Source organism: Pseudomonas marvdashtae, from assembly GCF_014268655.2.
In the GTDB taxonomy this organism is placed as follows: Bacteria; Pseudomonadota; Gammaproteobacteria; order Pseudomonadales; family Pseudomonadaceae; genus Aquipseudomonas; species Aquipseudomonas marvdashtae.
This window is the reverse complement of record NZ_JABWQX020000002.1, coordinates 637,288-659,673: the sequence shown is the minus strand read 5'-3', so window position 1 is coordinate 659,673 and position 22,386 is coordinate 637,288. Positions and strand designations below refer to the sequence as shown.

The window sequence follows — 22,386 nt, the reverse complement described above, 5'->3', positions numbered from 1 at the left end:
TGCGCCGATAATCTGCGCAATTGCATCGCATTCTAATGGCGGCGACAATATCTGTTAAATGGATTATTAAGATAAGGGTTATCGGTTATATAGATATGCGATTTACTCTACGTCAACTTCAAGTCTTCGTCGCCGTCGCCCAGCAAGAGAGCGTGTCCCGTGCCGCGGGTCTGCTCAATCTTTCGCAGTCGGCTGCCAGCACCTCCATCACTGAATTGGAGCGCCAATCCAGCTGCCAACTCTTCGACCGCGCCGGCAAGCGCCTGAGCCTCAACGCCTTGGGTAAACAGTTGTTGCCACAGGCCGTGGCGTTGCTGGACCAGGCCAAGGAAATCGAAGACCTGCTCAACGGCAAGTCCGGCTTCGGCTCACTGGCGGTCGGCGCCACGCTGACGATTGGCAATTACCTGGCGACCCTGCTGATCGGCGGTTTCATGCAGCGCCATCCGGAAAGCCAGGTGAAGCTGCACGTACAAAACACTGCCAACATCGTGCACCAGGTTGCCCACTACGAAATTGATCTGGGTCTAATCGAAGGCGACTGCAGCCACCCGGACATCGAGGTGCAGAGCTGGGTCGAGGATGAGTTGGTGGTGTTCTGCGCGCCCCAGCATCCACTGGCCAAGCGCGGGCAGGCGACCATGGAGGAATTGACCCATGAGGCCTGGATCCTGCGTGAACAGGGTTCCGGCACCCGGCTGACTTTCGATCAGGCCATGCGCCACCACCGCAGCGCGTTGAACATTCGACTGGAGCTGGAGCACACCGAAGCGATAAAACGCGCCGTGGAATCCGGCCTGGGGATCGGCTGTATCTCTCGCTTGGCTTTGCGTGATGCCTTTCGCCGCGGCAGCCTGGTGGCCGTGGAAACGCCGGACATGGATTTGGCGCGGCAGTTCTACTTCATCTGGCACAAGCAAAAATACCAGACCTCGGCCATGCGTGAATTTCTCGAGTTGTGCCGGGCATTTACCGCAGGGGTCCAGCGCAGCGACGAAATCGTCCTGCCGGCCATCGCCTGAGACTCAAAGCAGTACCAGGCCCCACACCAACGCAATCATCGTCAGGGCGACAAACTGGGCGGCACTGCCCATGTCCTTGGCGTTCTTCGACAGCGGGTGCAGCTCGAGGGAAATACGGTCGATCGCCGCCTCCACTGCTGAATTGAGTAGCTCGACGATCAGGGCCAGCAGGCAGACCGCGATCAACAACGCTTGTTCGACACGGCTGACATTCAGGAAGAACGACAGCGGAATCAGGATGACGTTGAGCAGGACCAGTTGGCGGAATGCGGCTTCGCCGACGAAAGCGGCACGCAGCCCGTCCAGGGAATAGCCGGAGGCATTGAGGATGCGTTTCAGGCCGGTTTGGCCTTTAAAAGGTGACATAGAGTAGGCAACTGATCGAAAGGAGTGGAGAAGCTAGTGTAAACCCAGTCAAAAAAGCGTGAATTCCACGCTACGACTGCGGCGAAATTGACTCAAGTTGTTGCAACAACAACGCCGCCTGGGTTCGGGTACGCACGTTGAGTTTGCGGAAGATGGCGGTGACATGAGCCTTGATGGTCGCCTCCGACACGTTCAATTCATAAGCAATCTGCTTGTTCAACAGGCCTTCGCAGACCATGGTCAGCACTCGGAACTGCTGCGGCGTCAGACTGGCCAACCCTTCGCTGGCAGCCTTGGCTTCCGCCGACACGCTCACCGCTTCGAACGCCTGCGGCGGCCAGGACACATCGCCATCGAGGACGGCCTTTACGGCCGCCTGAATCATTTCCAGCGAACTGGATTTGGGAATGAACCCGCTGGCACCGAACTCGCGGGCCTTGACCATCACCGAAGCCTCTTCCTGAGCCGACACCATTACCACGGGGATCTGCGGATACTGTCCGCGCAATAACACCAGGCCAGAGAAGCCATACGCGCCGGGCATGTTCAGATCCAGCAGCACCAGGTCCCAGTCGGCCTTCTCAGCCAATCGAGTTTCCAGTTCCGCGATGCTGGCCACCTCCGTCAACCGGACATCCGAGCCAAGGCCCAGGGTCACTGCCTGATGCAACGCGCTGCGAAAAAGCGGGTGATCATCGGCAATCAGGATTTCGTATGTGGCCATTTTTCAAATGATCCTGTTTTTAGTGGCAGGCCCGATGCATTCGTGCCTCGCCAAACAACTCAAGACACCACCACGCAGCGGTATCCACAGGGGCACGTTCAACGCCAATCACAGCGTTTCAAACTTTTGGCCGCACCCTGGTCGGCGCCAAGCATGCCCAGCGAAGCCGGGGTGGTCAAGCAGCACGGCCACTGCTGTATCGAGTATGGGCCACTATTAGGCCAACACCTCGTGAGCCGCACGGACAAAGGGCTGCAACTCGGCATGGGCCGGGGTCGATACGTTCACCTCTTGCTGGCACTTGGCACCGAGGTAATGCTGGCTGAACACATCGAAATAGGCGTCCAGGGCCGACGCCGCGTCACTGTCTCCCGCCAACTCCAGGCACAGCGCAGCAACTTCGGCAGTGCACAGGTGCTCGCTACGGGAGGAGCGCCGCAAGCGATAGCGCGACAGCTTGTTGGGCAACAGGCTCAAGATAGGCAAACGGTCAAAATAAGGACTCTTGCGGAACATCTTCCGCGCTTCCGTCCAGGTGGCGTCCAGAAGAATGAAAAGAGGACGCTTGGAGTGATCGAGATCAACCGTATGGGTGACTCGCGACGGTTCGACGTATTCGCCAGGAAACACCAGGTACGGTTGCCATTGCGGATCGCCCAGCAGCGCCAACAGTTGCTCATCGACGTCGGTGCGCGACCAGATGAACGCATGATTGTCATGCACCACATCGGCAATCAGCCAACCGGTGTTGCTCGGTTTGAAGACTTCCTTGTTGGTCATGATCAGGCAGACCCCGGAGCGGGTCTCGACGCTCGGGCGCCAGGCGCACAAGCAATGGCTTACGATCACTCGGCATGCGCTGCAACGAGGCGCGCGCCAGCCCCGGGCCTGAATCGGCTTGATGCCTTCATCGATGCGCTGGTCGCGCAAGCGGGCTACGGCGTTAGGGGCATGGTTCATCGCGGGCAACGCCCACAGACAGGAAAACTCGACACGAACAACACTCGGCAGGGCAATGAAGACCGGCAGTCTACCAGAGCGCGCAAACCTGTACCGTCTACCCAGGCTCCCCTATAATCGCCGCCACTGAACGCACAGTCACGTGACCGGTCGAACCACCAGTTACTGAACCAGGAGAGTTTCATGCTGCGCCTTATCGTCCCTACCGTTGCCGTTTTGCTGGCGACGTCCATCAGCGCTCAGGCCGCGTCGCTGAAAGAACTCGAACTGAACAAGATGCTGCAAAACGTAGCCACGCAAAGCAGCGTCGGCACGCCGCGAGCCATCAACGAAGACATTCTCGACCAAGGGTATACCGTCGAAGGCACCGAGTTGGTCAATCACCTCAGCGTGCAAAGCAGCCATGCCCAGAAAATGCGCGCAGACCCCAAGGCCGTGTATTTCCAGCTGGGCTCCACCGTGTGTACCAATCCAGGTTTCCGCAAGCTGATGGCCAAGGGCGCAACCATGCGCTACGAGTTCACCGAGGTGAAAACCAACCGCCCGGTCGCAACCGAACGCTTCCAGGAATCGGACTGCCCGAAACCGGCCAAGACCAAGAAATAATCAACCCGAGCGAGCGCGCCGTTGTTCATCGTCGGCGCGCAACTCCGCCACCAGCGCCTGCAAAGCGCGAGCGCCATTCCTTGCCCTCCAATCGGTAGCAATACTCCTCTTCAAGACTCATCCGGTCGGTGACCTGACCAGCGGTTGAGCATTCGTCAGTTGCAAACCTTTACTTTCGAACGTCATGATCGAGAAAGCGAAGATCGACACAAGGGACTAGATTCAAAGTATCGCCTTATGACGGGCAGAACGAGGCTGCCCTCACCGATGCCGACGTGTGTTTTTTTTTCATCCAAGGGAAGAAAACAGAATCTGCTGGATGGCTTGCTCGCCTTGCTGCACATCGCGCCTAGCCAGTTTGATGCCCGGGCACAGGCCCGGACTGACAACGACACAGGACGTGTCGTGGCCCTGGCGAATCTCTCGTTCGGGCCGGGGGTTCTGTTCAGAAGGAGACACTGAATGCCGTACAAACCGAATGACCTGCTCAGTCGTCATTTTGAAAACCATGGCCACGACCTCACCCGCAAGGTCGAAGAGCAACTCAACCTGATATCACCCAACAGCCCTAACCTGCCCATTTATCGAGACATGATCCTGACCGTGCTGCGCATGGCCCAGGAAGATCACAATCGCTGGAACGCCAAGATCACGCTCCAGGCGTTGCGCGAGTTGGAACATGCGTTTCGCACGCTCGAACAATTCAAGGGTCGGCGCAAAGTCACGGTCTTCGGCTCGGCCCGGACTCCCATCGAACATCCGCTGTATGGCTTGGCACGGGAGCTGGGCGCGGCGCTCGCTCGGTCAGACATGATGGTCATCACCGGCGCGGGCGGCGGCATCATGGCTGCGGCCCATGAAGGTGCGGGGCGTGAACACAGCCTGGGATTCAACATTACCCTGCCTTTCGAACAGCACGCGAACCCCACCGTGGAGGGTACGCAGAACCTGCTGCCGTTCCACTTCTTCTTTACTCGCAAGCTGTTTTTCGTCAAGGAAGCCGATGCCCTGGTGCTCTGCCCAGGCGGGTTTGGCACCCTTGACGAGGCCCTGGAAGTGTTGACGCTGGTGCAGACGGGTAAAAGCCCGTTGGTACCGGTGGTGCTGCTGGACGCTCCCGGGGGAAAGTTCTGGCAAGGCGCCTTGGATTTCATCCGCGAACAGCTCGAGGAAAACCGCTACATCCTGCCGACCGACATGAAGCTGATGCGCCTGGTGCACAATGCCGAGGACGCCGTGGAGGAAATCAACCAGTTCTACCGCAACTTCCACTCCAGCCGTTGGCTCAAGCATCAGTTCGTGATCCGTATGCACCACCCGCTCAACGAACAAGCGTTGCAGCGGATGCAGGCTGATTTTGCCGATCTGTGCCTGAACGACTGTTTCCACCAACACGCCTACAGCGGCGAGGAGCCGGAGGAAGCCCCGTTCAGCCATCTGACCCGACTGGCATTTACCTTCAACGCCCGTGATCACGGCCGGTTAAGAGAGCTGGTGGATTATATCAACCTGTCAGAAAACTGGGCCCAGCCCGCCACCGAGGTCCACCCCCTTACCTGGGATCCGATCAAGGTTTCCTAAACCCCATAAAAAAACGGCCCGCTATCGAAATAGCGGGCCGTTTGTTTAGTCATCCAGGCTGCGACCGCTGAACAAGCGATTGATCATTTCCATGGAATATCCTCGATACGCCAGGAAACGCCCTTGCTTGGCTCGCTCCCGTGCATCGATGGGCAGATGCCCTGAAAACTTGCGCCGCCAGGTGTCCGTTAGCTGTTCTTGCCAGTCGATACCGCTTTCGCGCAAGGCGAGTTCGATATCCGGACGTTGTAAGCCGCGTTGGCCAAGTTCCTCGCGAATCCGCATCGGACCGTAACCGGACCGGGCGCGGTAAGAGACAAAGCTTTCGAGGTAACGCGATTCCGACAGCAGACCCTCTTCCGTCAAACGGTCGAGGGCCGTGTCGATCAACTCGTCGGGGGCGCCGCGTTGACGCAATTTACGCGTCAGCTCAACTCGACCGTGCTCACGTCTGGCGAGCAGGTCCATTGCGGTTCGCCGCACCGCGACGAGGGTATCGAGTACGGCGGTCATCGGATCGATCAGATGTCAGCGTCAGCCAGATTCTCTGCAGTTTCCCGATTAGCCACGGACTTGACGTCGGCAACCGGGCTCAACAGCTTGTCACGCAACTGCTTCTCAAGGGCAGCGGCAACTTCCGGATTATCCGCCAGGAACTTGGCCGAGTTGGCCTTGCCCTGGCCGATCTTGGTGCCGTTGTAGGCATACCAGGCGCCGGATTTCTCGACGAAGCCATGCAGCACCCCCAAGTCGATCATCTCGCCGTTGAGGTAGATGCCCTTGCCGTAGAGGATCTGGAATTCAGCCTGACGGAACGGCGATGCCACCTTGTTCTTCACCACTTTGACGCGGGTTTCGCTGCCGACAACCTCATCACCTTCTTTCACCGCGCCAGTACGGCGGATGTCCAGGCGAACCGAGGCGTAGAACTTCAGTGCGTTACCGCCGGTGGTCGTTTCAGGGCTACCGAACATCACGCCGATCTTCATGCGGATCTGGTTGATGAAGATCACCAGGCAGTTGGCGTTCTTGATGTTACCGGTGATCTTGCGCAGGGCCTGGGACATCAGGCGAGCCTGGAGGCCCACGTGCATGTCGCCCATTTCACCTTCGATTTCAGCTTTCGGTACCAGTGCCGCCACGGAGTCGACGATGATCACGTCAACTGCGTTGGAGCGCACCAGCATGTCGGTGATTTCCAGGGCTTGCTCACCGGTGTCCGGCTGGGAAACCAGCAGGTCGTCGACGTTGACGCCCAGCTTGCCGGCGTATTCCGGGTCCAGGGCGTGTTCGGCGTCGACGAAGGCGCAGGTCGCGCCGGCTTTTTGAGCCTGGGCGATCACGGACAGGGTCAGCGTGGTTTTACCGGAGGATTCAGGACCGTAGATTTCAACGATACGACCTTTTGGCAAGCCGCCGATGCCAAGCGCGATGTCCAGGCCCAGGGAGCCGGTGGAGATGGAAGGAATAGCCTGGCGGTCCTGATCGCCCATACGCATTACGGCACCCTTGCCGAATTGACGTTCGATCTGACCCAAGGCCGCAGCCAAGGCTTTCTTCTTGTTGTCGTCCATTAAAGTCCTCACGTAATCAATAAGGCCTGACGGCCAACACCTGTATAAGTAGCCAGTATTATTCCACAGCGATTGAGGATCGCCTACCCCTGATTTGAGATTTCTGCGGCGGCATGTTGTAACAGCCCGTCTAGGGCGGCCTTCACCGTTTGTCGGCGGACCTCGTCGCGGTTGCCTGGAAAGAATCGCTGCTCGCTGAACAGCGCCTCGCCAACGCCCCAGGCGAGCCATACGGTGCCCACCGGCTTGCTCGGCGAGCCCCCGTCTGGCCCGGCCACGCCGCTGACCGCCACGGAAAAACGCGCCAGGCTTTTCTGCTGGGCACCCCGCGCCATGGCTTCCACCACCTCGCGGCTGACCGCGCCGACCTTCTCGAACAGCCCGTCGGGCACGCCCAACTGCTGGGTTTTCTGACGATTGGAATAGGTGACAAACCCTGCCTCGAACCAGGCCGAACTCCCCGGGATCCGAGTGATCGCCTCGGCAATCCCACCACCGGTGCAGGACTCGGCGGTGGTGACATGGGCATTGAGCAGCTGCAGGCGCCTGCCCAATTCAGCGGCCAGTTCGGTAATGTCGTCCATGAAGCTCTCCTGATTCGACGCGATTGGGGCCTACCGTACACGACCATCCGAAGCATGCAAGGCTCGGCAGATCACCGGCCCAGCGCACTGACGTAAGCCTGGCAAGCCTGCAGCGCAATCAGTCCACGGTCACCCGCGTCGGTGATGGCGATAATTCGTTGAGCATGCGCCGGGTCAAGTCGGGCGCGTGGGGCACCATGATCCATGCCGCTGGCGCCGGGGGCGGCAGGCACTGCACAGCCGGCGGCAACATCGTCGGCGTCGAGGAGGACTGACAGCCGGACATCGGCAGTAGCAAGGCGATCGCGCAAGCGATCCTGGTCACGTTGGGCATCGCTCAAGGCTCGGTAGTGGATTTGCTCGCTGGCGGAAAGTTGCTGTTCGAGGGCGAGGCGTCTTTCTGTTTCTCTTTGCTGCGAAGCGGCCGCTGCAACGCTCATCTTTCTCAGGGTTTCAGCGTGGGAATTGGCCAGCTCGGCCAACGTCTTGCCGTAACGCCAGTCCTGGATTTTCCAGGCCACGCTGGTCGTCAGCAGCAAAAAAACCACGGCGGTGAGAGGCAGAAACCTCAGCAGGGCCGGGTTCATTCCAGCACCCGCAGCGCTCGCCCATATAAAACCTGGCGGTCCGCGGCGCCGTTCTGGCCGCCGTTGATTCGCCGGGTGATCGCGTCGAAATCGCCGGCGTCCGCGAGAGGATTAAGCCCCCGTGAGGCCCAGAACCACGCAGCCGAAAGCGCGGCCCACTGGGGTTGCTCCAGCAGCGCCGGTTCCGCGACCAGATCAAGGCCCAGCGCCTCACCGCAAGCCTGGTAGTTCGCCCGACCGGTAATCTGGATCAGCCCACGCCCCCGGTACCTTTGACCGTCACCGTCCGCTTCAGGCGTATTACCCAGGCACGAAGCCAGCCGACCGGTGTCATACTTTGATAAATAAACATCGTTGCCCAGCTCCCGTAGATAACGTAGCTGGCCGGACTCATGGCCGACCTGGGCGATAAACGCGGCGACACGCTTGAGGCCGATAATCTGGTAACGGCCCATGGCGATGTTCAGGACAGGTGCAAAAACGCCGGCACTGGCGCCGGCGTTTGGAAGAATACGCAGCAGTTGGGCTTGCGTGATGGGCATGGCGATTTCCTTAACGAGGTTGAAGGGCATCGTCGATCATTTGAATAACAAAATGGGACGTACATGAGCAGGGCGAAAAATCTGGGCAAAGCGCTCATCGCAGAAACAGCTGCATCTTTTAAACAGACCAGTTTCAGTGAATGCAAGAACATAAAAAGTGGCCCGGTTTTTATCATCGCCTCAGGCAACTCGGCGAGAGGCTTCCCGATAGAAGAGTTTTCAACCGTGCCGATGATTACCATGAACGGCGCTATATCCATGTTCAGCCAAGCCGGCACCAAGCCCTTTTTCTACATATGCTCGGATACCAACTTCCCGCTTCAACAGCCGGAACTCTTCGCAACCGCAATGCAAATCAGTGAAAACGTTGCGTTGTGGGAGGAACAGTTCGACATCGTCCAAACCAAGCCCAACGGGAACGCCTTCGGCTTGAAAAAGGCCCCCAGGGCCTCAATGTTTACAACGTTATTCAACCCGCAGGAATCGCTTGTCAGGGACAGTTTTCTCTTGAGCAAGCGAAGCAAGGACATTGGCTTCAGCAAAGACATGTCCCTTGGCTGCTTCGATGCTCGAACGGTCATGTATCTCGCCCTACAAACTGCCTACCATCTGGGTTTCAACAAGGTTTTCCTAGTCGGCTTCGACTTGAATCAGGCGGCTGGCCGATTCTATGAAACATCGGAAAGCAAACGCTCGCCTTGCGGACTGGACCAGCATTACGGCACCCGGATTCTGCCTTCCTTGAAACTGATGTCCGAGCACATCGTCAGCGACGACTTTCAGGTCTATAACTTGTCCGCGGATTCCAAGGTTCCGGGACATATTATTGAGAAGATCAGCCTTGATGACGCGCGACGGATGCTTAATAGGTGAACGCCGCCAAGCCGGCACTTGATTACTCCAGACACCGCGAGCAGTTCGTTTTAGCTGGATCGACGTGCACTGGTAACAAATGTCAGCCCCTCGCATCCAGACAAGTCGCCTCGATCTTGCAGCGGTAGCTTTTTTCCCGGTCGCCGCTGGCGGTGACCTTGTCGATCGACCAGCGGCCGCGCATGAAATCCGGCCAGGTTGGGTCAAGCAGCACGATGCCTTCTGCGGATAACGCCGGATTGCCAGGGCATTCAATGGTGACCTTGAGCGCTTCGCGCATCATCCGGCGTACCTCCCCTTCAGCGGCGGCGCGGGCATCGTCTGCGCTTTGGAAGCGCTGACGCAGCGTCTTGAATGGCGCGATACCGCTTTCTTCGACACGCGCTTTGCCCGCCACCGCATCCCACCAAGTGGTCTTGCAGCCCTGGTATTTCGCCCGGGCCGCTTCATCAAGAACCGCAGAGACAAAGGCTTGGTCACCTGGACGATTGTTCGTCGTCACCGACAGCTTTGTGTCCGGGAGGATTTTGCCCGACAGCGATTTCGCCTGGCCGCGACGTGCCAGCACATACAACTCGTTGATCGGCTTGGCGACCGCGTCGTAACGATGGGCCAGCCGAGTCAGGAATCCCATGTCGGTTTCGTTGGACTGGTCGATGTGCTCGATCTTGATCAGCGACAACTCGGGGGCGACGCGAGGGGAAAATCCGTGCCTCGAGGTCAATTGACGAAACAACGTCCCCAGAGTCGTCGGGCCGTGACTGACAGATCGGCGCTGCTTGAAACCGGTCTGGTCCGACGCGCTGAACGGCGCCGCCGTCGCCACCAATGTCAGGCGCAGGGGAAACAATGTCGGTGTGCGCCGGGTCACGACGAACTCACCTTTATCCACGAGCCCGGACTCTTGGTAACCGACCCGCAAGCCGATTTTCCCCTCAAGGCTGGGCAGTCCCTCGAGCCCTTCCAGGCTGAGCGTGAGCGTCAGTTGATCGGACTCGATACCCGCCGCATCGATGTGCGTCCAACTGAGCAATCGCTGGTTGAGCAGCGCGGCGTTCGCGCCATAAATTTCTACCGCAGGTGTAAAACCCAATGACATGTCGCCTCCTTAATCCCAGGCCGAAACCGATGGGGTTGCAACCGGTTTGAGCTCCACTTCCGGCAGGACGACCCACACGCCCGCAGGCAATACCGGACCCCATTCCGCCAGCCCCGGATTCAGCCGCCAGAGCGCTTCTTCGGCGGCGTCATCACAACGTCCGAGCTCGCGGTACAACAACAGATTCACCGAGTCGCCGGCGATGCTTCGAACCCTACGCATTGGCGAACTCCGTCAATTCAATCACCCAGCCAACCACCATCGCGGTGCCGTCGTCGATGATCTCGGTCTGGGTTTCCGAGACCTTGTTGATTTGCCACAAGCCCCAGTTGCGGCCGATGCCGTCCACCAGCGGCAAAGGGATGCGCAGCGCTTGCAATGCACGCAGCTCATCGAGTCGATCCATGGCGGTCGCGTACATGGACTTGCCGGTAATCGTCAGCCCTTGCAGGCCTTGGCCGACCTGGCTGGACTTGGGTTTGCTGGTGAGGATGTCGATGCTTTTCCAGCCACCGTCCGAGGTACGAACCAGGGAGTGGTAGGCGAAATTGCGAGACAGCCCGAAAATGAAACTGCCCAACGCCATTTGCTGACGCATCAGGTCACTCCGTCAGTCAGGGCCGCATCACTGCGCATGGCAAGTGAATTAGGCATGAGTTGGAATTGGCTGGTGATTTGTTGCACCACCAGGTTCGCCAATTGAGCGGCGCTGGCCTGGTCTTGGCCATTGATGTAGATGTTCGCGGTCAGGGCGTTTTGCTGGGTGGCGGCCTGGGCTTGGGGCAGCCCTCTCGTGGTTTGATCAGCCGGGGGGAGTTTGTCGACGGGCGAGGCGAGCTTCTCGCCCAGCCAGGAACCCGACTCACCGCCGATCCAGCTTCCCGCCAGACCGCCGACAATCGCGCCGAGGGCTCCACCTATGGCGGTGCCGATACCCGGACCGAAAAAGGTGCCGATCGTGGCGCCCGCAGTTGCACCTGCCGAAGCTCCGGCCCAGCCGCCGCCTGCAGCTCCCAGGCCTGCGCCAATCATCTGGACGTCGCCGTTAACTGCGCCTTCGACCAACTGGGGGACGGCGCCGAGAACAGGCGCTCCGGGCATGAAGCGCAACGAGCGCGCTGAAGTATTCATGCCTCGCAGGGAACGACCGACGCTCCCGCCAACCTCGGCTTTCGCAGCGCTCGCGGGCTCCAATATCCGCTTGGCCGCTCGATTGCTCAGCTCATCGGTGATGGCTTTAAGCAGCGCGCCCACCAGCGGTTTGAGCGCCGCACCGACCAGTACAATGGCAGCGGTGGCTTTGGGTGAAGTTTCGGCCAACTCGCTCATGCCGTCGTTAAGCGAACCGAGCCATTGCAACGAGCTGTCCATGACAGGCGCCACGGCATTGCCAGCGGCCAACGACAGCCGTTCGTTGCTGGCGTTAAAGACGTTCAACCGGCCTTGCAGGGTATTCGATAGCGCCAGCGCGTCCTGCTTCACCGAGCCGTCATTGCCCAGTTGTGAAGTGGCGTATTGGCCTGGAGCTTTCACCTGCCAGAAGGCCGCATTCACATCGTCCAGTTTCTGCGCCATGCGCAGCACCGCCTCATTCCCGGTGCCAAACAGCGAAGACGCAAGGTTCGTGCGTTTGTCGGCCGGCTGCGCGTTCAACGCTGCAAGCACGGACATCACCGTCCCCGGCGCGGCGTCCTTGTCGCGCAGGCCGCTCGCCACCTCTTTGGAATCCAGCCCCAGTCGCTTCCAGGCCGCTTGTTCAGTCGCGGAGACTTGATTGCCCTTGCCCAGCGCAGTCGTAAAACTATCAAGCGCCGCGCCAGCTTCAGCTTGTTGCGTACCGGTGTTGAGAATCGCCGCTGTCAACGCCGCGGCTTGCTCTGGCTGCAGGCCTACCGAAGTCGCCGCCGCACCGTCACGTTGCAACACGGTGCCGATATCACTCGCTTTTGCACCACCGCTGATCTTGCCTAGGTGGTTGGTCGCGTCCGCCAGATCAAACGCTTTCCCTGCGCTGAGCTTCATGGAAGTACGCCAGCCAAGCAGCATCTCGGCGGCGTCCATGGCCGGCATTCTGAACGTCGAGGCGGTCACGCCTGCATCACTGGCAAACCGCAACAGTGCCAATTGCCGGTCCGAGGCATTGGGCAGTTCACTGCCAATTCCATTCTTGGCGGCCAGGCTTTGCATCCTCACCAGCTCAACCGCCGTGGTTCCGCCGGCCGCTACCAATGGCGCGCTGGCAATACGCTGGGTTGGCTCAGCCATCTCGGCAATCTGGCGAGGCGTGAATTGGCCGGCCTGTTTGAGGTCGGCCATGGCCGAATCCATTTCAATCGCGGGTTTCAACAGCGCCGGCGGTTCGATACCGCGCCCCGCCTTACCTTTAGGATCATTGGCCGATTCACCTTTGGCGCCAGCGCCCATCGTCTGGAAGAAGGCGCGCTGCACCGAGAGTTTCAAGGTCAGCGACTCGACCGCCGTGGTCAGAAGGCCGAGCTTGAGCCCGAGGTTTTCCAGCGCCAGGTTGAATCCTGGCAGCCGATCGCCGGCGGAAATAATCAAATTGCTCGTGGGGCTGGCATTTGGAGCCGCTAACCCACTCTTATCGAAGGCTGCGTATCTGAGGGAATATCTATCGTCCGCCATTGGGCGCTACTCCTGTTTCACGCCAAGGCGAGTGATCGCGATGTCGTATCGGCGCAAGGCCTTGCCGGCGTCCCACTCCAGGATTTCCGCTTCACTCACCGAGTAAATGAGCGGCACCACATCGAGGATCAATTCGATGTCGCGCTCCGAAAGAAGTCCGCCGGTTTGTTTAAAAAATCGTCGATGCGTACCTGAAGTTGCGTCCAGTCGGGCACGGTCAGCGAGGCCAGGTCGGGAAGCATCAGGCCAGTGCAATGGGCCGTGATGAACTCGGCGCGTTCCTTGGCCGTCTTCAGTTTTTTCATCGCCTTGGTGGCCCGCAGCACGGGCATTTCCAGGGTCAACGAGGTCAGGCTGCGGCCCGCGACGTCGAGGGGTTGCAGCAGTTGCACCTGGTCGGGATCGGCGGGGGCGCCATCCACCTGTTCCAAGAAGTGGGAGGTCGGGCGCGTGGACATTTCGTGTACGTATTGCGCGATGCTCACGTAGTCCGGGCGCTTGAGTTGATCCAGCTCCTTGAGGGACAGGCCGGTCGCCAGCTTGGCCAGTTCGAAGAACTGATCGTCTTCGCCATCGCCGGCACGGGCCAGGGCGTCTTTTTGCGCGGCGTAGTACAGCGGCTTGAGTTGCAGTTGTTCGATTTGCGTCCCATCGTCACCCGTGATCGGCGACAACAGGACGTGAACAGGAGGTGTCCAGGACATGATGTATTCCTTGCTGAATGGCGAGCGACCCGTGGACGAACACGCGTCCACAGATCGGGTCAGCCGCCAGGTTTCTGGCTTAGGGCAGCAATACCGCACGGCGGGCATCGCCAAGAATGTCGACGCCGTTGAGCACGAACTTCTGTGTGCGCACATCGATGTCGATCACCGGGATGCCGTTTTCCAGACGGTTATAGGTGCGGCAGGCCAGCTCGAGGGTGGTGGTGGGTTTGTCGTTCATCTTCAACGCAGCTTCGTCCAGGGACTTCAACTTGCCGCCCACCGTGTGGTAGGTAAACCACGTGTTGCCGTCCTGATCCTGCCCGGCTTCGCGCACATTCAGCAGGATGTCATCGCCGACGCTCACGCCCAGGGCCAGCATGATTTCCGGGCCGACGCCTTGCAGCACCAGCTTGGCGGTCAGCGCCTTGCCGCTCTTGGCCATTTCCTCGCCAATGAAGCGCCCGCCGCGCATCTCTTCCATTTCGAATTCAATTTTCGGCGGCGTGAATTCTTCCACGGTCGCCGACAATGGCAGGCCTTGCAGGGTGGCCGCGATGGCCTGTCTTACGCGGTTGGTAAACATTAGAGAACGTCCTCCAGGAACTGCTCGATGATTTCATCGCGGGCATTGAGTTGATAAATCATGTGTTCGTTTGGCGCGTAGCGGCCGTAGTCGATGACCACATACCAGGTGCCGTTCTTGTACTTCTCGACGCTGTTCAATTCCGGGTGCAGGTAAACGCTGCCGCCAGGAATGGTTTCGTCGGCGACCAGGGTTTGCAGCCAGTCGTTGATGCGCTTGACCTCCTGGTCCATGAACGACTTGGTCAGATTCTTGGCCATGGCTTTCTGGCCGGCCTTCACCAGCTTGCGGCTGATGGCATCTTCCAGGCCGACGTAGCTGATGAACTTGCCGGTGATGGAGCGGTTACCCAACAGCGAGAAGCCGCCGAGGATGGTTCGGGCGTAATAGCTGACGCCGTAGCGGTTGAGCAGATCGCCCTCGGTTGAGGTGTCGAGGATGTTGTATTCGACGGTGCGGGAAACGTCTTCGGCGTAGGTCACCTGGTTGCCCGGGCTCTCCCACTGCTTGACCTTGGCGAGGGCAGCGATGGCCAGGCTCGACGGCGCCAGGAAAACGTTTTTCTTCGCCGCCTTGGAATACACCGCCGGCATGTTGTGCACCACCAGGCAACGGTCAAAACCGAGGTCGGCGCCGCCCAGTTCCTGGCTGTAAGTCACTTGATCGGCGACCGAGACGTCCTTGCCGTCGAGCACCACACGGGCCTTGATGCGCTTGCCAAACGAAGCGAACTCGCTCGCCACCGCCTTGGTGCCGGTGAAGCCCGGCGCGCCGATGATGGTCAGGTCTTCGGCGACCCCACTCAACGCCGCCATCCCCAACTTGCGCCCGGTCTGCGCCTCGATACCGCCGATCACATTGTTCTGCGTATCGGCCAGCGTCGCGCCCTCCTCGACGATGACCACGTAGACCGGCACCTTGACCACTTTGAGAATCTGGTACACCGCGTGGAACAACGTCCCCGCCTCGGCACCGGTCGGGTCCAACTGGGCCTGGGTGGTAAAGCTGTTGATGCGAAACGGGGTGTTTTTCGGGATCAGCGCGTTGGCGTTCGGTGCGGTGCCGACCAGACCGATGACGTTATCGCCCAGGCCACCCATGGCCTCAGGGGACTCAGTAGCGTTGACGGTGATGCCGTTGTGCTCGAAGTTCAAAACCTCAGCCATGGTTATTCAGCCTTCTTGGTGGTGGCCTTTTTGGCCGGGGTGGTTGGGGTGGCTTGCGTGTCAACTGCCGGTTTCTGCGTATCCAGGACGCCGGTCAGTTCGAGGCGACCGGCACTGCGCAAAGCACTGGCCTCGACATCCAACAGCTCCATTTTCTGGCCGGCGCTCGACCAGTGGCCGCCACCGATAGGAAATGGCAGCAGCACGGTGTAATGCTTACGAATGGGCATCTACGGTCTCTCCAGATGCGAAAACACAAAAGCCCCATTTAGGGGCTCAATGCGGGCGAAAAAAAACCGCTCTCGCGGTCGTGGTTTACTTGATGAAATCTGGCAGCACGGGCCAGCGCAGCCTGGACGGTTCCTCATCCGCTTCTGGGATGTCTCGCAAGGCCTGGCGGTAAGCCTTGATCTCGGCGAGTTGGGCTTCTGTCGCCGGGAAGTCCGGTAGTTGGGTAAAATCCGTGTCTCGCAGAAGTTGATTACGACGCGTGCGAATGGCAGCCCATTCGATTTCAGGCGACGGTACGGCCAGGGGAATTTCGGGTGTGTCATTGTTGGAAAGATCAGACATGTTCGTTCCTTAGCTGAAAACGACGGTTTCGGCCAGCGACAACCTGGTGACCAAATCCCCAAGGTTGAACAACCGACCATTGCCCACACGCATGGTGTCAATGCGCACGGTGGTGTAATAAATGTTTGGAATCAGAATTCGCATGACAATATTTCCGTTTGTATCGACATAGATAGAAGGGGTCATGTTTCCAAAAGTCGAAGCGTTTTGCAGGACCCGAGTGGGCTGGTAGCAATACCCCACCAACGTTTCGTCGATTATTTTGGCTGTGCCGTAACTGTAGCCCTTGATATTGAACCAGAACATCTCCGAATTGGTATTGATGTTAAGCGGTACTTTGAAATGCATGTATACATTTGCGCTGGCACCCAGGTTGGTGGAAACAAAATCACCTTGTGCCGTTGCACCATAGACGCCGCCTGTCCCGTGAACATGCCCCTGCAAGACGTTGCGTCGAATCGTGCCCAGGGCAGTTGGATCCCCTTCTACATCCTTCAGGCTTCGCCACTCATTGAACTGTGTCAAAGCCGTGGCCATGGTCGTGTTGATACTGCCGATTTTTCCATTGACCACAGAGGTCAAGTTATTGGCCGCTGATACCAGCGACGCGATAGTGGTTTCCAGACTCACATTCAGGTTCCTTGTACTATTTGATTATTTAGCTTCGAGCGCCATTACTCGAAACATCAGGCCAACGTGCCGCACCATGTTGTCGATATTGGCGGTAGCCAACGTGGCGATTTCTTCACTCAACAGAATATTCAGGTTGTCGGACCCGACCACCACCGTGACGCTTTGCGCCGGCAACGGTGAAATATCCAGCGTGAACTTTTGCAATACTCGCGCGGCCGCCGCTTTGTAGGTCAGCAACTTTCCAGCTACCGAATACACCGCTAACAACGTGCCGGTAGAAAGATAGAAACCGAACTCGCCAATCTCATATTCATCCGGCCCCTCAAACAAAGCTGCCATTCTCAGCTGCCCTGGATCCAGATCTTCGTAATCCACGATTGGCACACGCTGTCGTTCATTGCGAAGCGCCGTTTCCGATCCGTTGGGATCGTAGCGGGCGGTGCCGGCCCCGATGTGGGTGATCTCACCTTTCAAGCCTTGGTTTTTCGCCTTTAACACTTCGGCCAGGCCGGCGGAAGTGAAGCGAACCAAGCGCGTAATGTCTTCTGTCATGGCTGCGCCCTGAGGTCGTAATCGTTAATGGTGTAGGGTTGGAAAAAGCCGGTGCTGATAAGCCGTGCATCAAAATCAAGTGATGGCAGCGCCCCGCACAGAAACAGTTCTGCTTCGCTCAATGCTCCATGGGAGGCTGACGCAAGCGCCAGACTGCCCCTCGTTTGATGTACGAGCGTGATAGTGGCCTGGTCGCGCTCGCTCTTGGCGGCATTGATTCGCCGTATCAAGCGATTATGATCGCCGCTGGACCAACTCCGACCGATGACCGCGTGCACATCAAATGTGTAGGGGTGAGCACTAGGTTGTTGCTCATACCAGGCGGTGACATGCGGCACGAATCCCATAGACTCGACGGCATGATTCAGCGCTTGGCGAGTACCGGCCTGGCGCTGGATTTGCCAGGACAATGAAATAGTCAGACGCTTTTCCAGGTCGCTGGCTTCCGCGTCCCACTCACCGACCCCACGATCCGCCGCCAAATACGGCAGGAACCCCAAAGGCGTTCCCAGCGGATTCATCAACTCGGGAAACGGCGGATCAATGCGCTCGAGCAACCGGGCGAAGCCCAGGTCCAGCGCTCTTTCCAGCGGCGAACTGTTCACCGGCAACAGGCTCAAGCGAGGTTGATCGTCATTCATAACGTATCCACCTCGACCTCGACGCCCGTGCAGTACGGCGCCTGGAAAGCCGTCGTCACAATCGGCGCAAGCGGTTCGAGAATCTGCAACTGAACCGCGCCGGCGCTGTGCAGCGTGTAGTCGATCCAGCTCGGGTCCACCCGGCCTTCCAAGCGATGGCACGCCTCGGCGTATTCCTGCAATTGCCGCTGTGCGGCAGCCTGGGTGAGACCGGAGTCAGGGCCGGGATTGATCTTCGCCACGACGCGGATTTTGTAGTTCTTGATCTGCGCGGCCTGCACGATGACCCGATCCGTTTCCGGTCGCACATCAGGCCGGGCGAAGTGCTCGCGGACGCCGTCGAGCAGCGCCTCGGATGGCGTGCCATTGCCCTCTCGGGAGAGCACCGTGACCGTGACTTCGCCGGGCGCCGTACGGCGACCGTTGCCGTCCTTGATCTGCGCCGCATGACCATCCGGTGCGAAGGTGTAGGTGACCGTCACCTCACCCGCCGAAGCGTTTTCGACGTTCACCACTGGCCGTTCACCCAAGGTAAAAATCTCCCGCCGATACTGCATGCGCGAACCGGCCGCCGGGGCGTGCGGCGCCAGGTAGTAGCGCAACCGCGCATCATCATCGCTTTCGTACATCGGAGGGATGGGCGGAAATGCCGCTGGGTCGCCGGGGTCGAGCAATTGGCGTTCCAGCCCCATGTCCGCGAGGCGCGCGTCGAGGTTGGTTCCCGTCGCCCACCACGCCAGCATCTGCTTGATGCGGGCGTTGTATTTGCGTTCGTGGGTTTGCAGCCGAACGCAGAACGCCTCGAGGGCCAGGGTCAGCAGTTCGCTTTCGTTCTCGAGACTGTCCACCAGCTTGGCGGCGCTTGCAGGAGAGCGTGCGGCGACGTACTCGACCACGAAGGTCTTGAACTCTGCGAGCAACTCCTCGAACGCTTCGACGGTGACGATGGCTGGTTCGGCCAGTTGGTTCTGGCCGGGAATCAACATGCTCATGTCACCACCTCAAAAGTCTGTTTGCGGTTTTTCCAGGTGCCGGCGAAACGCAGCAGCAATCCGGCACCGTGCCGGCTGGCGACGATGACCTGCGGCTCAAAATCGTCGATGCCGTTGTGCGGGTTGTAGAACGCTTGGGCGGCGTGGCTCTGGGCAAGAATCAGCAAGTCATCGCCGAGGTTCTGCCCGAGCAACTCGGTCAACGCGCAGCCATACAAAGGCCGCTTCTGGCGAGTGCCCAACGGCGTGGTAAGTGCGCGGGTGGCGCGCTGCACAAATTGCAGCCAGTCGTCGACCGTCGCGCCGGTATTGCGATCGATTCCAATCATGGGAAATCCTTTATGCGGTACTGATGACGCGCCCCTGGTGATCCACCACCGGGCCGCTCAGGTGCACACCAGCGGCGTCGAGCCGAACGCCGACGGCGCCCAGTTTTAGTTCGATGGTTTGCGGCGTCATCACCAGACTCGATGGGCCAACGCTCAACTGGAGCGATTCACGGGAACCGCTGAACGTCGCCGGGCCGTTCATCCAATGCAGGACATGGCTGGCATGGTCGTAGCCGTTTTCCGTACCGTCCTGGTAGAGGCGACGCGTCAGCGAAGCCTCGGTCGAGACGGGCGGGAACTGGCCGCCGTTAAGGCCGAACAGCGCCACCGACTGCCCGCCGCCATCGCCGCCGCCATGGTTCAGCAACAGGCACTGCTCGCCCACGGACGGAATCCGCGACTCGCTCTGAGCGCCGGCGCTCGGGTTGAAAAAGCGGATCGCCGGGGTCAGCAGTCCGCCATGGCTGACCTTGCAGGTGTTGCTAGCCGCATCGACTTCCTGGCAGACACCGATGCGACAAACGCCGTCGGCGCGCCGATGCAAGTCCTCGAGCTCGGCTTCCATCTGCGCGAGGCGCTCGATGATCGGCCCCAGTTGCATCCGTAGAAACGCATCGAACATGGCTCAACCCTCGAGTGCGGTGTATTGGTCCGGGTCGTCGATGTTCGACACTTCCCAGGTGCGGGCAAATTTCGGGATGCCCAACGGGTCATCCAGCAGCATCGGGCCGAGGTACAGGGTTTGGCTGAAGGAAAGGGTCCAGGCGGTGTAGGCCCGTGCCGGATTGATGAAGGTGGATGGCAGGCCATCGACCTCTGCGGGCAGGTCGCATTGATCGCCCGACAGGCCCCAGCGGTTATCCATGACCAAGTGCTTCAGTTCAGCGGCCAAGTCGCAGGCGTCCCATCCTGGAACGGCCATGACCACTTGCAGTGACACCGTCAGAACATGGGCGATACGCCCGTTGTTGGAACGGTGGCCGGGTGCATCGCGCTCAATCGCAATCAGCACCCAGGGTTGGTCGTCAGTGCCATCGAACTCCTGGGGGCTGCCGACTTTCAAGGTGGGATAGGTGATGCGCAGCGTCTGGGCAATGGCGAAGAATAGCTGCGATGGTTTTTCGATAAGGGCGGCCATAGATCGCCTCCTTTTTTATGGATCAGCGATGTGGGTTCACGAGTGGTCGGGAGGAACGTCCCGCGGGGGGACTTCGCCGATGCCGATTCGCTTGGCGACCCAGCGCTCGTAAAGACCGATGGCCACATCGGCACCGGCCATGGCGGTCAGGCAACCCAGGGCGCACGCGCTCCAGATCGACATCCCGAGGGCGTACAAAAGCATGGTTGCCGATACGCCGCAGACCACGCAGGCGCCGGAGCGCAGAACCACGCGGCGCAGCAACGGCCAGCCACGGGCGCCCTCCTTGTCGGCACGCCACATCTCGCCGGACACCCCGCCCACCAAGGCGAGCACGATGACCAGCCAGATCGGCATGTCCAGCAACGCTTGTTGCTCGTTTGTCATGTCAGGCTTCCTGGGGGGTGATGGTTAACAACGAGAGAATCGACAAGCTATCGAGTGATGAGCATGTCGAGACTGGTCGCGTCGCAAGAGTTGTTGGCTTTCCTGTCGATGACCAGATAAAGCGAAGACGTCGGCGTGACTGCGACGCTATTCAGCATGAACGTGGCGCTACCGCCGTTTGCCAGGCTCCCGGACTGGAGCACCGTGTCACCCAGGTTGAGCGACCAGCCAACACCATCCCCGCAAGCGTTATGCAGGTCATTGACCCGCCCCAGCACGTTGATATTGCCGGTGACAGGACTGGCCCAGCGGAAAATGCTCTGGCTGTTGGTACCGGGATGCGTGGCTACATCGCCCTGCTTGAACACGAAACTGGTGCCCGAGCCGGTGAAGGTGAAGCTTTCATTTGGAATGGAGATCCAAGCGCCCGTCGCATCGTCGCGCCAGCAGGTAGTGGGCTTGCCATTACAGACCCCGGCCTGGAACGACGGAAAGAGCGTGTAGTTGGCCGAGGCATTCACCCCCGATTTGTTTTGCATGAACGACCAGGGTGAGCTGGCCGGAGCGGCCTCGGTCATCAGGTACATGTCCCGGGCCAGGTTCCACGACAGGGCCGTATCAGCCTTGGCACTCAGGGATACGAAGGACGACAGAAACGCCGTCGCCAGCAGGATTTTTTGCAGGAGTTTCATATTCTTGCCTCGATGGATGTCATTGAGTAAGGCGTGCAGGGTTTATCCCGCACACGGTTCGCTCGCTGGCGTTCACTCGAGGCTCAACGGCCTTCACATGATTCAACGTTCCGCATCGGAAACATTTGATCTGGAGTTGGGTATTTGCTTGAACCGATGAATGCTATTTGGTTATCAGCATGTCGATGGTGCTGGAGTCGCAAGAGTAATTAGTCTTTTTATCAAGAACGAAATAAATCGGCGCAGCGGCGGTGACCGATACATTGTTAAGGGAAAAAACAGCCCCTGCACCTTTGGCCAAGCTACCCGACTGCAGAACCGCACCGCCCTGGTTAAGCGACCATGCAACACCATCGCCACAGGCGCTGTGGATACTGTTGATACGCCCCAGAATATTGACGGCGCCGGTGACAGGACTGGTCCAGCGGATGATGGTTTGACTATTCATACCAGGATGAAAAATCACATTACCTGGCGGAACAGTAAAGCTGCCGTTTCCACTGTAGTTATAGGTTTCCTTGTGAACGGTAACGTGAGCCCCGGACGGAATGTCTTGCCAGCAGGTCGCAGGCCTTCCGCCACATACATCGGCCGTAAACGACGGCAGAAGGATGTAGTTGTCGGGATTATTCACGCCAGAGGTGTTTTCCATGAACGCCCAAGGCGAGCCTGTCGCAACACGCTCTTTTGCGAAGATCACATCTTTTGCCAAGTTCCAGGATTGGGCGGTTTCAGCCCAAGCGTTAACGAATGCGCCAGAAAATAGAAACAAGCCCAGCAATGAAGCAACGGTAACTTTTTTCATGAGATAACCTTTTGATTCGGATGA

General features: G+C 59.1%; 31 protein-coding genes and 1 pseudogene. 4 read left to right on the top strand and 28 right to left on the bottom strand.

What is annotated here, in order from left to right; all coding sequences use genetic code 11:
* Window positions 1-95 precede the first annotated feature (95 nt).
* Complete coding sequence (locus HU742_RS22860) at window positions 96-1,022, top strand: LysR family transcriptional regulator (RefSeq protein ID WP_053214485.1); 927 nt, start codon at window positions 96-98, stop codon at window positions 1,020-1,022.
* Window positions 1,023-1,025: 3 nt separating this feature from the next.
* On the opposite strand, the gene HU742_RS22855 is transcribed toward HU742_RS22860, so the two are convergent.
* The 3 genes from HU742_RS22855 to HU742_RS22845 all read right to left on the bottom strand — a co-directional run bounded on the left by HU742_RS22855 (window position 1,026) and on the right by HU742_RS22845 (window position 3,072).
* A complete protein-coding gene (locus tag HU742_RS22855; protein WP_186611246.1) occupies window positions 1,026-1,388 on the bottom strand; it encodes a diacylglycerol kinase in 363 nt (120 codons plus the stop codon).
* Between the two features lie 70 nt (window positions 1,389-1,458).
* Window positions 1,459-2,112 carry a response regulator transcription factor ErdR gene (gene erdR / locus HU742_RS22850; RefSeq protein ID WP_186635131.1) on the bottom strand — a complete coding sequence of 218 codons (654 nt, stop codon included), beginning with the start codon at window positions 2,110-2,112 and terminating at the stop codon, window positions 1,459-1,461.
* Between the two features lie 216 nt (window positions 2,113-2,328).
* Window positions 2,329-3,072 carry a tRNA-uridine aminocarboxypropyltransferase gene (locus HU742_RS22845; RefSeq protein WP_186644221.1) on the bottom strand — a complete coding sequence of 248 codons (744 nt, stop codon included), beginning with the start codon at window positions 3,070-3,072 and terminating at the stop codon, window positions 2,329-2,331.
* A gap of 183 nt (window positions 3,073-3,255) precedes the next feature.
* Between HU742_RS22845 and HU742_RS22840 the strand changes: the two genes are divergently transcribed.
* On the top strand, window positions 3,256-3,678 hold the full coding sequence (locus HU742_RS22840) for a quorum-sensing-regulated virulence factor family protein (RefSeq protein ID WP_186611243.1): 423 nt from the start codon (window positions 3,256-3,258) through the stop codon (window positions 3,676-3,678).
* Window positions 3,679-4,140: 462 nt separating this feature from the next.
* Window positions 4,141-5,259 carry an LOG family protein gene (locus HU742_RS22835; RefSeq protein WP_186644219.1) on the top strand — a complete coding sequence of 373 codons (1,119 nt, stop codon included), beginning with the start codon at window positions 4,141-4,143 and terminating at the stop codon, window positions 5,257-5,259.
* Between the two features lie 45 nt (window positions 5,260-5,304).
* Here HU742_RS22835 and recX read toward each other — a convergent pair whose 3' ends face one another.
* The 5 genes from recX to HU742_RS22810 form a co-directional block, all read right to left on the bottom strand.
* The gene (gene recX / locus HU742_RS22830) at window positions 5,305-5,772 is read right to left on the bottom strand and encodes a recombination regulator RecX (protein ID WP_186611241.1); all 468 of its coding nucleotides are present in this window, start codon (window positions 5,770-5,772) and stop codon (window positions 5,305-5,307) included.
* Between the two features lie 8 nt (window positions 5,773-5,780).
* The gene (gene recA, locus HU742_RS22825; RefSeq protein ID WP_186635122.1) at window positions 5,781-6,833 is read right to left on the bottom strand and encodes a recombinase RecA; all 1,053 of its coding nucleotides are present in this window, start codon (window positions 6,831-6,833) and stop codon (window positions 5,781-5,783) included.
* 83 nt (window positions 6,834-6,916) lie between these two features.
* The gene (locus HU742_RS22820; protein WP_186635119.1) at window positions 6,917-7,417 is read right to left on the bottom strand and encodes a CinA family protein; all 501 of its coding nucleotides are present in this window, start codon (window positions 7,415-7,417) and stop codon (window positions 6,917-6,919) included.
* A gap of 71 nt (window positions 7,418-7,488) precedes the next feature.
* A complete protein-coding gene (locus tag HU742_RS22815) occupies window positions 7,489-8,004 on the bottom strand; it encodes a lysis system spanin subunit (RefSeq protein WP_186644217.1) in 516 nt (171 codons plus the stop codon).
* Window positions 8,001-8,546: a glycoside hydrolase family 19 protein gene (locus tag HU742_RS22810; protein WP_186635113.1), complete on the bottom strand. Its 546-nt coding sequence runs from the start codon at window positions 8,544-8,546 to the stop codon at window positions 8,001-8,003. The genes HU742_RS22815 and HU742_RS22810 overlap by 4 nt, the downstream gene beginning before the upstream one ends.
* 63 nt (window positions 8,547-8,609) lie before the next feature.
* On the opposite strand from HU742_RS22810, the gene HU742_RS22805 reads away from it, so the two are divergent.
* Complete coding sequence (locus HU742_RS22805) at window positions 8,610-9,419, top strand: WaaZ-like lipopolysaccharide core biosynthesis protein (protein ID WP_225923643.1); 810 nt, start codon at window positions 8,610-8,612, stop codon at window positions 9,417-9,419.
* 82 nt (window positions 9,420-9,501) lie between these two features.
* Here the strand turns inward: HU742_RS22805 and HU742_RS22800 are convergent, their stop codons facing one another.
* The 20 genes and pseudogenes from HU742_RS22800 to HU742_RS22705 form a co-directional block, all read right to left on the bottom strand.
* A complete protein-coding gene (locus HU742_RS22800; RefSeq protein ID WP_186644215.1) occupies window positions 9,502-10,518 on the bottom strand; it encodes a contractile injection system protein, VgrG/Pvc8 family in 1,017 nt (338 codons plus the stop codon).
* Between the two features lie 9 nt (window positions 10,519-10,527).
* Complete coding sequence (locus HU742_RS22795; protein WP_186644213.1) at window positions 10,528-10,740, bottom strand: tail protein X; 213 nt, start codon at window positions 10,738-10,740, stop codon at window positions 10,528-10,530.
* Window positions 10,733-11,116 (bottom strand): phage tail protein, encoded by a 384-nt coding sequence (locus HU742_RS22790; RefSeq protein WP_186635104.1) that lies wholly within the window; start codon window positions 11,114-11,116, stop codon window positions 10,733-10,735. Before HU742_RS22790 ends, HU742_RS22795 begins: the two co-directional genes overlap by 8 nt.
* The gene (locus HU742_RS22785; RefSeq protein ID WP_367616117.1) at window positions 11,116-13,080 is read right to left on the bottom strand and encodes a phage tail tape measure protein; all 1,965 of its coding nucleotides are present in this window, start codon (window positions 13,078-13,080) and stop codon (window positions 11,116-11,118) included. Before HU742_RS22785 ends, HU742_RS22790 begins: the two co-directional genes overlap by 1 nt.
* 212 nt (window positions 13,081-13,292) lie before the next feature.
* Entirely contained in the window at window positions 13,293-13,868 is a 576-nt protein-coding gene (locus HU742_RS22780; RefSeq protein WP_186644210.1) for a phage tail assembly protein, read from the bottom strand.
* A 79-nt stretch (window positions 13,869-13,947) separates the two neighbouring features.
* Complete coding sequence (locus HU742_RS22775; protein WP_186635096.1) at window positions 13,948-14,454, bottom strand: phage major tail tube protein; 507 nt, start codon at window positions 14,452-14,454, stop codon at window positions 13,948-13,950.
* Window positions 14,454-15,620: a phage tail sheath protein gene (locus tag HU742_RS22770; protein ID WP_186644209.1), complete on the bottom strand. Its 1,167-nt coding sequence runs from the start codon at window positions 15,618-15,620 to the stop codon at window positions 14,454-14,456. The genes HU742_RS22775 and HU742_RS22770 overlap by 1 nt, the downstream gene beginning before the upstream one ends.
* Before the next feature lie 2 nt (window positions 15,621-15,622).
* Window positions 15,623-15,850 (bottom strand): hypothetical protein, encoded by a 228-nt coding sequence (locus HU742_RS22765; protein ID WP_186644208.1) that lies wholly within the window; start codon window positions 15,848-15,850, stop codon window positions 15,623-15,625.
* 85 nt (window positions 15,851-15,935) lie between these two features.
* The gene (locus tag HU742_RS22760) at window positions 15,936-16,193 is read right to left on the bottom strand and encodes a tail fiber assembly protein (protein WP_186644207.1); all 258 of its coding nucleotides are present in this window, start codon (window positions 16,191-16,193) and stop codon (window positions 15,936-15,938) included.
* Between the two features lie 9 nt (window positions 16,194-16,202).
* Entirely contained in the window at window positions 16,203-16,823 is a 621-nt protein-coding gene (locus tag HU742_RS22755) for a hypothetical protein (RefSeq protein ID WP_186644206.1), read from the bottom strand.
* A 24-nt stretch (window positions 16,824-16,847) separates the two neighbouring features.
* Window positions 16,848-17,378 (bottom strand): phage tail protein, encoded by a 531-nt coding sequence (locus HU742_RS22750; protein ID WP_186644204.1) that lies wholly within the window; start codon window positions 17,376-17,378, stop codon window positions 16,848-16,850.
* Window positions 17,375-18,019: a phage tail protein I gene (locus HU742_RS22745; RefSeq protein WP_186644203.1), complete on the bottom strand. Its 645-nt coding sequence runs from the start codon at window positions 18,017-18,019 to the stop codon at window positions 17,375-17,377. The genes HU742_RS22750 and HU742_RS22745 overlap by 4 nt, the downstream gene beginning before the upstream one ends.
* Window positions 18,016-19,011, bottom strand: a complete 996-nt coding sequence (locus tag HU742_RS22740; protein ID WP_186644201.1) for a baseplate J/gp47 family protein — start codon at window positions 19,009-19,011, stop codon at window positions 18,016-18,018. The genes HU742_RS22745 and HU742_RS22740 overlap by 4 nt, the downstream gene beginning before the upstream one ends.
* Window positions 19,008-19,340: a phage baseplate protein gene (locus HU742_RS22735; RefSeq protein WP_186635076.1), complete on the bottom strand. Its 333-nt coding sequence runs from the start codon at window positions 19,338-19,340 to the stop codon at window positions 19,008-19,010. The genes HU742_RS22740 and HU742_RS22735 overlap by 4 nt, the downstream gene beginning before the upstream one ends.
* A 10-nt stretch (window positions 19,341-19,350) precedes the next feature.
* Window positions 19,351-19,962, bottom strand: coding sequence for a phage baseplate assembly protein V (locus tag HU742_RS22730; protein ID WP_186635073.1), 612 nt, complete (start codon window positions 19,960-19,962; stop codon window positions 19,351-19,353).
* A gap of 3 nt (window positions 19,963-19,965) precedes the next feature.
* Window positions 19,966-20,478, bottom strand: a complete 513-nt coding sequence (locus HU742_RS22725) for a hypothetical protein (protein ID WP_186644199.1) — start codon at window positions 20,476-20,478, stop codon at window positions 19,966-19,968.
* Window positions 20,479-20,514: 36 nt separating this feature from the next.
* Window positions 20,515-20,865 carry a phage holin family protein gene (locus tag HU742_RS22720; protein ID WP_186611220.1) on the bottom strand — a complete coding sequence of 117 codons (351 nt, stop codon included), beginning with the start codon at window positions 20,863-20,865 and terminating at the stop codon, window positions 20,515-20,517.
* 47 nt (window positions 20,866-20,912) lie between these two features.
* Window positions 20,913-21,557 (bottom strand): hypothetical protein, encoded by a 645-nt coding sequence (locus HU742_RS22715; protein ID WP_186644197.1) that lies wholly within the window; start codon window positions 21,555-21,557, stop codon window positions 20,913-20,915.
* Between the two features lie 19 nt (window positions 21,558-21,576).
* Window positions 21,577-21,690 (bottom strand): annotated as a pseudogene (locus HU742_RS22710) (Com family DNA-binding transcriptional regulator); the annotation flags it as partial.
* Window positions 21,691-21,720: 30 nt separating this feature from the next.
* Window positions 21,721-22,362 (bottom strand): hypothetical protein, encoded by a 642-nt coding sequence (locus HU742_RS22705; RefSeq protein WP_186644195.1) that lies wholly within the window; start codon window positions 22,360-22,362, stop codon window positions 21,721-21,723.
* Window positions 22,363-22,386 lie beyond the last annotated feature (24 nt).

Excerpts from the sequence above, each read along its gene's own strand:
- HU742_RS22860 (WP_053214485.1), top strand. The coding sequence starts at position 96 with ATGCGATTTACTCTACGTCAACTTCAAGTCTTCGTCGCCGTCGCCCAG.
- HU742_RS22855 (WP_186611246.1), bottom strand. The coding sequence starts at position 1,388 with ATGTCACCTTTTAAAGGCCAAACCGGCCTGAAACGCATCCTCAATGCC.
- erdR (WP_186635131.1), bottom strand. The coding sequence starts at position 2,112 with ATGGCCACATACGAAATCCTGATTGCCGATGATCACCCGCTTTTTCGC.
- HU742_RS22845 (WP_186644221.1), bottom strand. The coding sequence starts at position 3,072 with ATGAACCATGCCCCTAACGCCGTAGCCCGCTTGCGCGACCAGCGCATC.
- HU742_RS22840 (WP_186611243.1), top strand. The coding sequence starts at position 3,256 with ATGCTGCGCCTTATCGTCCCTACCGTTGCCGTTTTGCTGGCGACGTCC.
- HU742_RS22835 (WP_186644219.1), top strand. The coding sequence starts at position 4,141 with ATGCCGTACAAACCGAATGACCTGCTCAGTCGTCATTTTGAAAACCAT.
- recX (WP_186611241.1), bottom strand. The coding sequence starts at position 5,772 with ATGACCGCCGTACTCGATACCCTCGTCGCGGTGCGGCGAACCGCAATG.
- recA (WP_186635122.1), bottom strand. The coding sequence starts at position 6,833 with ATGGACGACAACAAGAAGAAAGCCTTGGCTGCGGCCTTGGGTCAGATC.
- HU742_RS22820 (WP_186635119.1), bottom strand. The coding sequence starts at position 7,417 with ATGGACGACATTACCGAACTGGCCGCTGAATTGGGCAGGCGCCTGCAG.
- HU742_RS22815 (WP_186644217.1), bottom strand. The coding sequence starts at position 8,004 with ATGAACCCGGCCCTGCTGAGGTTTCTGCCTCTCACCGCCGTGGTTTTT.
- HU742_RS22810 (WP_186635113.1), bottom strand. The coding sequence starts at position 8,546 with ATGCCCATCACGCAAGCCCAACTGCTGCGTATTCTTCCAAACGCCGGC.
- HU742_RS22805 (WP_225923643.1), top strand. The coding sequence starts at position 8,610 with ATGAGCAGGGCGAAAAATCTGGGCAAAGCGCTCATCGCAGAAACAGCT.
- HU742_RS22800 (WP_186644215.1), bottom strand. The coding sequence starts at position 10,518 with ATGTCATTGGGTTTTACACCTGCGGTAGAAATTTATGGCGCGAACGCC.
- HU742_RS22795 (WP_186644213.1), bottom strand. The coding sequence starts at position 10,740 with ATGCGTAGGGTTCGAAGCATCGCCGGCGACTCGGTGAATCTGTTGTTG.
- HU742_RS22790 (WP_186635104.1), bottom strand. The coding sequence starts at position 11,116 with ATGCGTCAGCAAATGGCGTTGGGCAGTTTCATTTTCGGGCTGTCTCGC.
- HU742_RS22780 (WP_186644210.1), bottom strand. The coding sequence starts at position 13,868 with ATGTCCTGGACACCTCCTGTTCACGTCCTGTTGTCGCCGATCACGGGT.
- HU742_RS22775 (WP_186635096.1), bottom strand. The coding sequence starts at position 14,454 with ATGTTTACCAACCGCGTAAGACAGGCCATCGCGGCCACCCTGCAAGGC.
- HU742_RS22770 (WP_186644209.1), bottom strand. The coding sequence starts at position 15,620 with ATGGCTGAGGTTTTGAACTTCGAGCACAACGGCATCACCGTCAACGCT.
- HU742_RS22765 (WP_186644208.1), bottom strand. The coding sequence starts at position 15,850 with ATGCCCATTCGTAAGCATTACACCGTGCTGCTGCCATTTCCTATCGGT.
- HU742_RS22760 (WP_186644207.1), bottom strand. The coding sequence starts at position 16,193 with ATGTCTGATCTTTCCAACAATGACACACCCGAAATTCCCCTGGCCGTA.
- HU742_RS22750 (WP_186644204.1), bottom strand. The coding sequence starts at position 17,378 with ATGACAGAAGACATTACGCGCTTGGTTCGCTTCACTTCCGCCGGCCTG.
- HU742_RS22745 (WP_186644203.1), bottom strand. The coding sequence starts at position 18,019 with ATGAATGACGATCAACCTCGCTTGAGCCTGTTGCCGGTGAACAGTTCG.
- HU742_RS22740 (WP_186644201.1), bottom strand. The coding sequence starts at position 19,011 with ATGAGCATGTTGATTCCCGGCCAGAACCAACTGGCCGAACCAGCCATC.
- HU742_RS22735 (WP_186635076.1), bottom strand. The coding sequence starts at position 19,340 with ATGATTGGAATCGATCGCAATACCGGCGCGACGGTCGACGACTGGCTG.
- HU742_RS22730 (WP_186635073.1), bottom strand. The coding sequence starts at position 19,962 with ATGTTCGATGCGTTTCTACGGATGCAACTGGGGCCGATCATCGAGCGC.
- HU742_RS22725 (WP_186644199.1), bottom strand. The coding sequence starts at position 20,478 with ATGGCCGCCCTTATCGAAAAACCATCGCAGCTATTCTTCGCCATTGCC.
- HU742_RS22720 (WP_186611220.1), bottom strand. The coding sequence starts at position 20,865 with ATGACAAACGAGCAACAAGCGTTGCTGGACATGCCGATCTGGCTGGTC.
- HU742_RS22715 (WP_186644197.1), bottom strand. The coding sequence starts at position 21,557 with ATGAAACTCCTGCAAAAAATCCTGCTGGCGACGGCGTTTCTGTCGTCC.
- HU742_RS22705 (WP_186644195.1), bottom strand. The coding sequence starts at position 22,362 with ATGAAAAAAGTTACCGTTGCTTCATTGCTGGGCTTGTTTCTATTTTCT.